Annotated in this window: 10 protein-coding genes; 2 read left to right on the forward strand and 8 right to left on the reverse strand. The window is 65.5% G+C overall.

Features of this window, described 5'->3' with window-relative positions; translation table 11 throughout:
- Positions 1-15: 15 nt before the first annotated feature.
- Together RAD16_RS12365 and RAD16_RS12370 are read left to right on the forward strand one after the other, a co-directional pair.
- Complete coding sequence (locus RAD16_RS12365; RefSeq protein WP_458158142.1) at positions 16-3,198, forward strand: DUF6519 domain-containing protein; 3,183 nt, start codon at positions 16-18, stop codon at positions 3,196-3,198.
- Positions 3,199-3,216: 18 nt separating this feature from the next.
- A complete protein-coding gene (locus tag RAD16_RS12370; protein WP_458158143.1) occupies positions 3,217-3,738 on the forward strand; it encodes a hypothetical protein in 522 nt (173 codons plus the stop codon).
- A gap of 32 nt (positions 3,739-3,770) precedes the next feature.
- Here RAD16_RS12370 and RAD16_RS12375 read toward each other — a convergent pair whose 3' ends face one another.
- The 8 genes from RAD16_RS12375 to RAD16_RS12410 are packed head-to-tail and all read right to left on the reverse strand — an operon-like array spanning position 3,771 to position 12,134.
- Positions 3,771-4,490 (reverse strand): ABC transporter ATP-binding protein, encoded by a 720-nt coding sequence (locus RAD16_RS12375; RefSeq protein WP_458158144.1) that lies wholly within the window; start codon positions 4,488-4,490, stop codon positions 3,771-3,773.
- Complete coding sequence (locus RAD16_RS12380; RefSeq protein ID WP_458158145.1) at positions 4,483-5,238, reverse strand: ABC transporter ATP-binding protein; 756 nt, start codon at positions 5,236-5,238, stop codon at positions 4,483-4,485. The genes RAD16_RS12375 and RAD16_RS12380 overlap by 8 nt, the downstream gene beginning before the upstream one ends.
- A complete protein-coding gene (locus tag RAD16_RS12385) occupies positions 5,235-6,233 on the reverse strand; it encodes a branched-chain amino acid ABC transporter permease (protein WP_458158146.1) in 999 nt (332 codons plus the stop codon). Before RAD16_RS12385 ends, RAD16_RS12380 begins: the two co-directional genes overlap by 4 nt.
- Positions 6,230-7,105, reverse strand: a complete 876-nt coding sequence (locus tag RAD16_RS12390) for a branched-chain amino acid ABC transporter permease (protein WP_458158147.1) — start codon at positions 7,103-7,105, stop codon at positions 6,230-6,232. The genes RAD16_RS12385 and RAD16_RS12390 overlap by 4 nt, the downstream gene beginning before the upstream one ends.
- Positions 7,106-7,116: 11 nt before the next feature.
- Positions 7,117-8,358 carry an ABC transporter substrate-binding protein gene (locus RAD16_RS12395; RefSeq protein WP_458158148.1) on the reverse strand — a complete coding sequence of 414 codons (1,242 nt, stop codon included), beginning with the start codon at positions 8,356-8,358 and terminating at the stop codon, positions 7,117-7,119.
- Positions 8,359-8,380: 22 nt separating this feature from the next.
- Positions 8,381-10,756, reverse strand: a complete 2,376-nt coding sequence (locus RAD16_RS12400; RefSeq protein WP_458158149.1) for a xanthine dehydrogenase family protein molybdopterin-binding subunit — start codon at positions 10,754-10,756, stop codon at positions 8,381-8,383.
- On the reverse strand, positions 10,753-11,277 hold the full coding sequence (locus tag RAD16_RS12405; RefSeq protein WP_458158150.1) for a (2Fe-2S)-binding protein: 525 nt from the start codon (positions 11,275-11,277) through the stop codon (positions 10,753-10,755). Before RAD16_RS12405 ends, RAD16_RS12400 begins: the two co-directional genes overlap by 4 nt.
- Positions 11,274-12,134: an FAD binding domain-containing protein gene (locus RAD16_RS12410; RefSeq protein ID WP_458158151.1), complete on the reverse strand. Its 861-nt coding sequence runs from the start codon at positions 12,132-12,134 to the stop codon at positions 11,274-11,276. Before RAD16_RS12410 ends, RAD16_RS12405 begins: the two co-directional genes overlap by 4 nt.
- Positions 12,135-12,332 lie beyond the last annotated feature (198 nt).

Here is a 12,332-nt window from a genome sequence, read left to right on the forward strand (position 1 = left end):
GCATCGGAGGCTATCATGGGTGCCGACTTCTCACGCGTTCGTCTCGACCCGCTGCTCGATTTCGCCGGCCTGGAGCTGAAACAAGGTGCAGTTCTGCTCGACGGCGACGCCAACGAGCTGATGGCGATCCTCGATCGCAGGCTGCGGGCGCTCGCCGGCGACGTTCTCGGCCGTGCCACGGTGTCCGCGACCACGCCGGATGCATTCAAGCTCGGCGTTGGCGGCAATACGCTGGAGATCGGCAAGGGGCGGCTCTATGTGGACGGCCTGCTCGCGGAAAATCACGGCCTTGCCGATCCCGACAAACGCCTGTTCGACGAACTGATGGCCGAGACCGTCTTCACCAACAAGCTCACCTATGAGACCCAACCCTACCTTCCGGCCAAGGTGCGGCCGGCGTTGCCGACCGCCGGCCGCCATCTCGTCTATCTCGACGTCTGGAATCGCGAGCTGACCTATTTGGAACGTCCTGAGCTGGTCGAGATCGCCGTCGGCGTCGAAACCAGCTCGCGGCTGCAGACGGTGTGGCAGGTGCGCGTGCTCGACACCGATGCCGGCGACAACACCGATTGCGCGACTCCCGATGGGGACATGCCGGGCTGGAATGCGGTGATCGCACCATCGACCGGCGTACTCACGACGGGCACGTTCGACGCAGCGCCGACCACCGATCCTTGCGAGCTGCCGCCGACCGGCGGCTTTCGCGGCCTCGAGAACCAGCTCTACCGCGTCGAGATCCAGGACCCCGGCCAGCCCGGCGGCACCGCGACCTTCAAATGGTCGCGCGAGAATGCCAGCATCGGCTCGCGCGTTGCCAGCATGATCTCGGCGACCGAGCTCGAGCTCGACAACCTCGGGCGCGACGACGTGCTCCGCTTCAACAGCGGCGACTGGGTCGAGATCATCGACGACGCCAGGGAGTTTTCGCAAGCAGCCGGCGAGATGCGCCGCATCACCGTCACCGAGGCGACCCGGCGCATCACCTTCACCCCGGCCCTCCCGGCCCTGATGCTGCCGCCGGGCTTTCCCAACAGCGATTGGCCGAAGCAGACCAATTTGCGGGTGCGCCGCTGGGACCAGAAGGGAAAGGTGTTTCGAACCGATGCCAGTGGCACGCCGGTGCAGATCGGCGATCTCGACGCCGCCGGATCAACCGGTGTGATCAAGGTGCCCGCCGCGGGCACGACCATCCTGCTCGAGGACGGCGTCACCGTGAGCTTCGATTCGACGGGAACTGCGGGCTTTCGCGCCGGCGACTGGTGGGCTTTCGCCGCGCGTACGGCGGATGCCAGCGTCGAGCTGCTCGACCGCGCCCCGCCGCGCGGCATCCACCACCATTATGCACGGCTCGGTATCTGGGATGTCGACGCCAAAAGCGTCACCGACTGCCGTCACCAATGGCCGCCGGAAGGCGGAGGCCACGATTGCGCCTGCACGGCCTGCGTCACGGTCGAGCAGCACGAGAGCGGCAGCTTCACCATCCAGGACGCCGCCAACAAGCTGCGCGAGACCGGCGGGACGATCTGCCTCGGACCGGGCCAATATGTGCTGCCGGCAGCCGTCACGGTCAACCAGGCGAAATCGATCCGTATCGTCGGCAAGGGCCCGGCGACGCTGCTGGTGGCGCCGGCCGGCGCCTTCGCGATCCAGGACTCCTTTGCGATCGCGATCGAAGACCTCGCGATCATCTCGCTCGCGCGCGATCCGACCATCGACGTCTCGACCTGCATCGGCCTCGGCCTGACCCGTCTCGCCATCGCGGCCCTGGGCACCGAGAACGCGCAGCTCCCGGCGGTGGTGCTGCGTGGCGTGGTTGCCGGCGCAAAGCTCTCCGAGAACGCGATCTTTGCGCCGGTTGCGATTGCCGGCGGCGGGATCAAGGGGGTGGAAGGCGGAGCCGAATTCCTGCTGAGCGCAGCCGTGACCATCGAGGAGAACATCCTGCTGTGCCAGCGCGGCGCCATCGCCTTCGCCGACGAGGTGCTGCATCTGCTCGCCACGCGGATCGCGCACAACGAGATCATCGGCTGCAGCGATACGGCCGTCGCCGCCCAGGGACTGGCGCTTCCCGGTGCCTCGCTCGCGATCGACGGCAACAGTTTCAACATCAACGCCAACGGCATCGCCTGTGCTGCGGCGGGTCTCTGGATCGAACGCAACCAGCTGCGCAACTGGTCGCCCGGCGACCATGTCGGAATCCAGCTGATCCCGGGGCTCGACCGCCGCAGCACGGCCGTCGCGCATATCCTCGCCAACCAGATCCACGGCTTCGGCACCGCCGGCATCAAGGTGATCGCGGCCTCGCAGGACCTGATCATCAAGCTCAATGCCATCGACACCTGCGGTGCCGGGATCATGCTCGGCGGCGCGACGGACGCAGCCGCGGTCTCGATCGAGAACAACCATATCCGCAACATCGGACCCGCGACCGAGAGCGACAACGGCACCGTGATCGGGATCGAGGTGATCCGCGCCGAAAGCGCGACGATCGCCGGCAATCTGGTTCGCGCCATCGGTCTTGCGGCGGTGAAATCGGCGTTACGCGCGGGCGTCCTCACCTTCGGCGTCAGCCGCCCGCGCGTGAGCGGCAACGAGATCGTCGAGATCGCGCCCGCCAAGGGCTTTGTCGGCACCAGCGCAGGCATCATGCTCCGTTCGCCGCAGACCCAGATCGAGGTCAACCATAATACGGTGCAGCGCGACCTCGCGCCCGTCGTCGACGACTCCACCGGCAACTGGCTCGCGCTGACGACGGTCGAGGTCAATCCGAGAACGCCATTCGGGCAGGCCGGCGAGAAGGTCGCCATCCGGCTCGGTGACGGACGCATCCTGGCGGTCGGCGCCGACTATGCGTTCGTCAGGGCCAGCCTCGCCGCCAACGACACCGAGGGCGCGCGGGCCGGCATCATCGGCAACACGCTCTCCGCGCGCGGGCCAGCTCCCGCCGTGCTGGTCGTCGCCGGCCAGGAATGCCTGTTCAACGACAACCGGGTCGAAGCCAGCAACAAGAGCATCGCCGTAGCGCTGGAGAGCGCAATCGCCATCATCAGCACGAACCGCGTGCGCGGCGGCGAAAGCTCGATTCGCCTCGCCAATGCGCGAGCCATGACCGTGCTCGGCAACATCACCACCGGCAACATCATCATCCCCGGCGGCATCGCCAACACGCCGTGGGCGCCGCTCAACGTGATAGGCTGACCTTAGGGAGATAATGCGATGCGCACCTTCATCGTCGGCGAAGAGACCAAGCTCAAGGCGGTCAGCGAGAAGCTGCTGCATGCCAATCTCAGCCATGTTCGCAGCGAGGCTGCGCTCAAGGCCTTGCAGGAGGCCAATCCGCACGCCGACCTCAACAAGCTCGCGCGTGGCACCGTGCTGTTCGTGCCGGATACGCCGGGCTTCAAGGTCAGCACGACCAGCTCCGCCACCGAAGGCCCGCTCGCAGCCTTGAAGGAATTGTTGGACCAGGCGCTCAGTCAGGCGTTTGATGAGACCTCAGCCGGCAACAGCGCGCGCCTCGCGGATCAGGAGCAGACCGTGAAAGCGTTCGACGACAGCACCGTGAAGAAGTCGATCGGCGATCCCACGATCGGCGGCCAGATCCGCGACAGCGTCAATGCCGTGAGGAAGGGCTTTGAGGCCGACCGCGAACTGGCCGCACGCGCGGAGAAGAACATCACCGAAGTCGGCAAGGCCGCGCTTGCCAAGCTCAACGAGCTCGGCAAGATCCTTGGGTGACCTGCCTGCGCACGTCCCCTCGTAGACGGCCATCACACCGCGCAGTAGCGCTCCTGGATGTCCTTGTCGGCGAGCAGCGCCGCAGCACTGCTCTCGTACACGACCTCGCCCTGGTCGATGATCACGGCGCGGTCGGCGAGCCGTAGTGCCCATTCGACATTCTGCTCGACCAAAAGCAGCGTCTTGCCTTCGTCGCGGAGACGGCGGAACAGCACACCCATCTCCTCGACCAGCACCGGCATGATGCCCTCCGAGGGCTCGTCCAGGAGGATCATCCTGGGATCGGCGATCAGCGCCCGCGCAATTGCGAGCATCTGCTGCTCGCCGCCGGAGAGCGTCACGCCCTCCTGGTCGAGACGCTCCTTCAGGCGCGGGAAGGTTTCGGCGATCTCGTCGATCGCGGCGCGCTCCTCGATCTCGCGGCCGGCTGCGACGAGACCGAGGCGAAGGTTCTCGCGCACGGAGAGGCCGGGAACGATACGGCGCTCCTCGGGCACATAGGCAAGGCCAAGATGGAAGCGCTGATGGGCGCGCAGCGGCAACAGCTCCTTGCCCGCAAAACGCACGCGGCCGGTCGCCTTCGGCATCAGCCCCATCATCGCCCGCAAGGTCGTCGTCTTGCCGGCGCCGTTACGGCCGACGAGCGCGACCACCTCCCCCTGTTTCACGTGCAGGGAGATGCCGTGCAGGATGTGGCTCGCGCCATACCAGGCGTGGAGATCGTTGATTTCGAGCAGCGCGGTCTCAGCCATAGCCTTCACTCTGTCCGAGATAGACCCGTCGGACTTCCAGATTGCTCCTGATCTCGTCTGGCGCGCCGTCCGCCAGCAGACGGCCGTGATGCAGCACCACGACGCGCTTGGACAGGCCCAGCACCATCTTCATCTTGTGCTCGACCAGAAGCACGGTGCGCTTATCGGCGAGCCGTTCGAGCAGCGCGACCATGTCCTTGGTCTCTTCCGGCCCCATGCCGGCGGTTGGCTCGTCCAGCAGCAGCAACTCCGGTTCCGAGACCACCGCGATCGCGATCTCCAGCGCCCGCTGCTGGCCATGCGACAGGAATTTTGCCAGCTCGCCGCGCTTGCCGAGCAAGCCGACCGCGTCAAGCGCGGCGTCGGCCTTCGCGTTGAGCTCCGGCAGCCGCGTCCGGTTACGCCAGATGTCGTAGCTGACGGTGAGCGCCTGCGCCGCCACGCGGACGTTCTCGTGCACGGTGAGGTCCGGAAAGATATTGGTGATCTGGTAGGAGCGCGAGATGCCCTGATGCACGAAGCGGTGCTGTGGCAGGCCGTTCAGCTCGCGTCCCCGGAAGTGCAATCTTCCAGACGTCGGCGTCAGCGCGCCGGAGAGGATGTTGAAGAAGGTGCTCTTGCCGGCGCCGTTCGGCCCGATGATCGAGGTGAGCTGTCCCGCGGCAAAGGATACGGTGATGCCCTCGAGCGCGACGAAGCCGCCAAAATGCTTGCCGAGGCCTTCGGCGCGAAGGAGTTCGCCGCTCATGGCCGCGCCTTTCCGACACCGAGCGCGTCCAGCAGCGTGCCCCAGATGCCCTTGGGCAGGAACAGCACGAACAGCACGAAGATCGCGCCGACGAAGATCTGCCAATGCGGCGTCCACACCGAGATGACGTCCTCCAGGATCAGGAATGTTGCCGCGCCGACGAACGGCCCGAAGAAGCTGCGCGCGCCGCCGAGCAGCACCATCATCACGATCATGCCCGAGGTCTGGTAATGCAGAATATCGAGCGGCACGATCGATAGATGCAGCGCCAGCATGCAGCCGCCGAGCGAGGAGATCGCCCCCGACAGCATGAACACGATCAGCTTGCTGCGCTCGACATTGTAGCCGCAGGCCCGCGCCCGTTGCTCGTTCTCGCGGATCGCCTCGATGACGGCGCCGAACGGCGAGTTCAGGATGCGTGACTGGAACCACATGGCGAGCGCGGCCAACGCCATCAGCACGTAATATTTGTTGACGGGGTCGAGGAAATTGACCGAGAGGCCGAACAGGCTGATGCGGTCGACGGTGAAGCCGCGCAGGCCGTTCTCGCCGCCGGTGAAGGACGAGGCCTGCAGCGCGACGTAATAGACGAGCTGCGCCAGCGCGAGCGTCACCATGGAGAAGTAGATGCCGCGGGTGCGCGTCGAGACGATGCCGATCGCGGCGGCAAGGCAGGTGCTGAGCAGCACCGCGATCGCAACCGCCAGGAACCAGGGCACTCCGTAGCGGCCAATCGCGATCCCCGTAAAATAAGCGCCGGCGCCGAAGAAGGCCGCCTGGCCGAACGACAGCAGCCCGGTGTAGCCGAACAGCAGATTGTAGCCCATCACCACGACGCCGTAGATCAGGACGTTGACGGCGAGTGCCTGCGACGGCAGCAGCCACGGCAGCACGGCCAGCACCGCGATCGACAGCAGCACGCGCTGCTCGAGAAGCCAGCCGAGCCCGCTCGATGCAGGCTTGGCAACCGCTTCGCCACGCGATGGCGACATCACGCGGTCCTCCCTCTCACGCCGAACAGGCCTTGCGGGCGGATCAGCAGCACCACCGCCATCAGCGCGAACATGACGATGGTCGCCATCTCAGGCGCGAACAGCGCCACCAGGCTGATGGAAACGCCGACCATGAGGCCCGCCACGACTGCGCCGACGATCGAGCCGAGACCACCGATTACCGTCACCACAAAGGCTTCCGCCAGCACCAGCGAGCCCATCTCAGGATTGACGCTGCGCATCGGGCCGGCAAGCACGCCGCCGAGCGCGGCGAGCCCGACGCCGAGGCCGAAAATCGCAAGCCAGACCCGGCCGATGTCGACGCCGAGCACCTGCATGATCATGGGATCGCGCGCTCCGGCACGGACGATCAGGCCGATGCGCGTCTTCTCCAACGTCAGCCAAAGCACCAGCAGCACCACCGCCACCAGCGCGATCACGAACAGACGATAGCGCGGGAAGAAGCCGATGCCGAGGTCGAGCACACCGATCAACTGTGGCGGGGTCGGAAACGGAATGCCGTCGCTGCCGAACACGATGCGTACACCCTCGACCAGGATGTAGCTGAGGCCGAAGGTGAGCAGCAGCGGATCGTCGATCGAGCGTCCATAAAGCCTGCGGATCAGGACAAACTCGATCAGCATGCCGAAGGCGCCGATCAGGATGGGCGCGAGCAGTAATCCCCACCAAAAACTTCCGGTGAGCGATGCCAGATACAGCCCCGCATAAGCCCCGATCATGAACAGCGCGCCGTGGGCGAAATTGACCACCCCGAGCATGCCGAACACGATCGTCAGTCCAAGCGCGGTAATCACCAGGACCGCCCCAAGGGCGATCCCGGAGAGAAGCTGCATGACGATCAGCGACAGGTCCATCGTCACAAGTCTTAGGTCGCGTGGCCGAGCTCGCTGCAGCTGCGCAGCATGTCGTCGGAGCCGGCGTCGTTGGCGAGGATCGCGAACAGATCGTTCTCGTTGGCCATGGCCGACTTCTTCTTGGACTCCAGCACCAGCACCGGCTGCACCGACTGGTGATCGCATTTGCGGTAGTGCTGCGGACCCTTGGTCAGATCGTATTGGAGCTTCTCCAGGGCGTCGACGACCTTGTTGGTGTCGGTGCCGCCGGCCGCCTGCATCGCTGCCAGCAGCGATCCGACGCCGGAATAGCCATAGGCGCCGTAATCGGTCGGGATCGCACCAGCATTGGCGGCCTTGAACGCCGTATTGAACGCGGCGGCCGACTTGCTCTGTGTCTCCAGGCCCCAGTAATAGTTGGCGCCGCCGACCACGCCCTCGAACACGTCGGGGCCGACCGCGAGCCGCTGGTTGTGCAGGATCACGGGCACGACGATCTTCATCTGCTGCTTGACGCCGAAATCCACGGCCTGCTTGATCGCATTGGCCTGGTCGCGGCCGAAATTGGAGATGCAGATCACGTCCGGCCGCATCGACATCAGACGCGGCATGAAGGTGGAGTAATCGGCCGCGCCGAACGGATGCAGGATCTCGCCGACATTGTCGGCGCCGATCGCCGCCTGCGCGCGCTTGAAGCCGCGCAGCATCTCATGGCCATAGGCGTAGTCCGCAACGAGGTGCGCGACCTTCATACCCTTCTTCAGTGTCTGCCGCGCCACGGCAGCGGTCGTCATGTGCGGGTTCAGCGCCTCGTGGAAGGTGAACTTGCTGAAATCCTTGGCCTCGTTGATCGTGTCGGACTGGCTGATCGAGACGTAGATCACGCCGCGGGCGCGGGTGACCTCGTTGACCGCAAGCTGCACGGCGCTGGAGAGCGCGCCGACCACGGCGTGAACCTTGTCCTTCTCGATCAGCTCGAGCGTACGGGTTGCGGCTTCACCGGCATTGAGCTTGTCGTCGCGCACCAAGAGCTCGACCTTGCGGCCGCCGATGCCGCCCCTGTCGTTGACGAGTTTTACCGCGAGCTCGGCGCATTTGACCTGATCGCGTGCTTCGGCGGCGAACGGGCCGGTCAACGGGGTCGGGAAGCCGATGCGGATGGTCTCATCCGCGGCGCGGCCGAGCCCGGGCATGGCGAGCAGTGCCGCACTGGCCGAGAGGCCGGCGAGCGCGGTGCGACGGGATATTTTCGGGGTCGAACCGGATTTGGGCATGATTTCCTCCAAGGTCTTTTTTCTAGAATCGCTTCAGGGCTTTGAGCACTTTGGTCGGCGTGATCGGGATCGAATTAATGGTGGCATCGAACGGCGTGAGCGCGTCGTTGACGGCGTTGAGCACGCAAGCCGACGCGGCCGCCGTGCCGGCCTCGCCGACCCCCTTGGCGCCGAGCTCGGTATCGGCGGTCGGCGTCTCGACATGGGCGATGACGATATCAGGCATTTCCATCGGCATCGGCACAAGGTAGTCCACGAGCGAGCCGTTCATGAGCTGGCCGGTGTCGCTGTAGCGGCACTCCTCGAACAGGGCCGCACCCAGCCCCTGCACGATGCCGCCGCGGAGTTGCTCATCCACCAGCATCGGATTGATCACACGGCCGCAATCCTCGACGATGAAATGCTTCAACACCTTGATGAAGCCGGTCTCGACATCGACCTCCAGCGAGCAACCCTGGATGCCGTTGGTGAAGGCGAAGGGATAACCCTGCGGCGCGAAATGGTGGCTGACGGTGAGCTGCGCCTGCGTACCGGGCGGCAGGGTATCCGAACGGAAATAGGCGATACGCGCGATCTCTGAGATCGGCATCCGCTGGTTCCGCGACGCCGCATCGACCACCTGACCGTCGATGATGTCGAGCGCTGACGGCTGCTCCTGAAGGATGAGCGCCGCGATTTCCAGAATGTTGCGCTTGAGCACGCGCGTGGCCTGCAGCGCGGTCTCACCGCCAATGCCGGCGCCGCGGCAGGCCCAGGTGGCGCCGCCGTGCGGCGTCACTTCCGTATCGCCGGTGATGACCTTGACGTGCTCCTGCGCGAGGCCAAGCTGATCGGCGACGATCTGGCTGATGATGGCCTCGGTGCCCTGCCCCTGCTCGGTGACGGAGATCAGACAGCGCACCTCGCCCGATGGCGTCAGGCTGAGAATGGCACCGTCCTGCGAGGAGATGCGCGCGCCGCCGACGCCATAAAAGGCCGGGCTCGGGTTGGTGATTTCGATGAAAGTCGCAATTCCGATGCCGCGATAGATGCCGCGCTTGCGCAAGTCGGCCTGCTCGGCGCGCAAGCGGTCGTAGTCCATCATCTCGTGCAGGCGCTTCAGACAGGCCTGATGCGACAGCGCCTCGAAGCGATAGCCGGTCGGCGAGGTCTGCGGATAGGCATCGTCGGCGATCACGTTCTGCGCGCGGATTGCGAAGGGATCGAGGCCGACCTTCGCCGCTGCCATGTCGACCAGCCGCTCGGTGACGGCGCAGGCGATGGGATGGCCGACGGCACGATACTGGCTGGTCTGCACCTTGTTCTGGAACAGAACCTCCAGCATGGCGCGGTAATTCCTAAAGCGATATGGACCGCCCATCAGGCGGATCACCTGATTGCCCTCGACCACGCTGGTGCGCGGATAGGTCGAGAAGGCTCCGATCGCGGTCAGATCGAGCGCGTCCATCGCAAGAATCTCGCCCTTGGCATCGAGCGCCATGCGGGCGCGGACGCGGTGGTCGCGGGCGTGGATGTCGGAGACAAAGGATTCGATGCGGTCAGCGACGTATTTGACGGGACGGCCGAGCAGGATCGAGAGGCCGACCACCGCCATGTCCTCGTGATAGACATGCAGCTTCATGCCGAAGGAGCCGCCGATGTCCGTCGCGATGACGCGAACGCGGGCCTCGGGAATGCCGTAGTGGCGCGAATAGAGGTCCTGGAACTGATACGGCGTCTGCGTCGCGTGATGCACGGTGAGCATGCCGGCGGACGGATCATAGTCGGCGACGATGGCGCGCGGCTCCAGAGTCACCGCGGTGTGGCGACCGAAAGAAAATTCCTCTTCCACCACATGCGCGGCATTCGCGAAAGCGTCGTCGACGGTTCCGTTGTCGAGCTGGCTGCGAAAGCAGACATTGTTGGTGCTGCCGGGATTGATCAGGGCACCGCCGACCTCTCGCGCTGCATCGATATCCACGACCAGAGGAAGGTCCTCGTAGTCGACCTCGATCAGCTCCAGCGCGTCCTCGGCGATCGCCCGGCTCTCGGCGACCACGGCCACCACCGCTTGCCCAGCCCAGACCACGCGGTCGAGCGGTAGCGGCAATTGCGCCGAAGAGGTCATGCCCTTGAAGTGATCGAGCGTGCCCGTCCAGGGCGTGCAGATTTTTGCGAGATCGGCGCCCGTTGCGACAAGATGCACGCCTTCGAGCCTGCGGGCTTCATCGGCGTTGATCGCAACGATCTTCGCGTGCGCATGCGGGCTGCGCAGGAACGCAGCGTAGAGCATGCGCGGCAGCTTGAGATCGCTGATATAGCGCCCGCGCCCGGCCAGCAGCCGCTTGGCGTTGGGCCGCGGCACGGAGCGGCCGATATAGGAATTCGGGCGATCGAGCGAGGTCAGCGGTGCACTCATGCTGCGCCTCCGCCCTCGCTGCGCGCCTTGGCAACAGCGTCGATGGCATCGACGATCGCTTCATAGCCGGTGCAGCGGCAGTAGTTGCCCGACAGCGCGTCGCGAATTTCCTCGCGGCTTGGCTGCGCCACCTGCGACAGCAGCTCGTGCGCATTTACCAGCATGCCCGGCGTACAGAAGCCGCATTGCAGCGCGTTGCGGCGATGGAATTCGGCCTGAAGATCGGCGATGACGCCGCTCTCGGAGAGGCCCTCGATCGTGTTGATGGTCGCGCCGTCGGCCTGCACGGCGAACATCAGGCAGGAATGCACCGCGCGGCCGTCGAGCTGGACGAGGCAGGCGCCACAAGCACCCATCTCGCAGCCGGCGTGGGTGCCGGTCAGCTCCAGCACGTTGCGGAGGCAATCGACCAGCGTCTCGCGCGCCGCGACCTCGCAGGTGATCTTGCGGCCGTTGACGATGAAGCGGACCCGGACGGTCTCGCCGGCTTCGTCCAGCAAGGTTTCGTCGAAGTCACTCATGCGCCGTCCCTCAGACGTCCGAGCAGGCGCCCGAGCAGGACGCGGGCGAGATGCAGCCGCATCGCCGGCGGCACCTCGTCACTGTCGGGCGGCGCAAGGTCGCCTTCGAGTGCGGCTTGGGCTGCGGCGATACGCTCCGCGTCGAGATTCGAGCCGATCAGGGTGGCTTCCGTGCCCTTCACCCGCGTCGGCGTGTTGCCGACCGAGAAGAAGGAGATGCGGATGTCGTCGATGCGGTCGCCGGTGAAGGTCGCGAGCAGGCCGCAACCGACCAGCGCGTAGTCGCCGCGCCGGCGCGCCAGTTCGTCGAACGCAAAGCGCTGGTCGGCCTTGAACAGCGGGACGTAGACTGCGGTGATCAGCTCGCCCGGCTGCAACGCGGTTTCGAACAGGTCGAGGAAGAAATCGTCGGCCTTGACGCGCCGGGTAGCCGTAGCGCCCGCGATCTCGATCTCCGCGTCGAGCGCCAGCGTCATCGCCGGGAACTCAGAAGCCGGATCGGCGAGCGCGACGCTGCCGCCAAAAGTGCCGCGATTCCGGATCGCCGGATGGGCGACGAAGGGCGCCGCGGCATGCAAGAGCGGCGCGAACTCCGCGATCAGCGGCTCGCTCAGCATCTCGCAATGGCGCGTCAGCGCGCCGATGCGCAGATATCCGCCTTCGCGCCTGATGCCGCGCAGCTCGTCGATATGGGTGATGTCGATCAAAAGCCGCGGCGCCTGCAGCCGCAGCGACAGCGCCGGCACGAGGCTCTGCCCCCCGGCAATGAAGCGCGCGTCATCGCCGGCGCGCGCGTGGGCATCCAGCGCTTGGTCGATCGTCGCAGCACGAAAATAGCTGAAAGCCCTCGCCTTCACCGCCGTTTCCTCGAGATCCGTCGGCTCATCAGCCGGGACGCCAGATTTGTAACCATCTGGTCTCAAAATCCTGACACGCCACCAGGGAGCGGTCAACAGAAAATGACCATTTGGTCACAAATGTACCTTTAGGCTAAGAAGGCGGATGGCGAAAAAGACGCAGAAGATTGCGAAGCGACCGCGGCGGCGGACCGAGAC

Source organism: Bradyrhizobium sp. 18BD, from assembly GCF_054185225.1.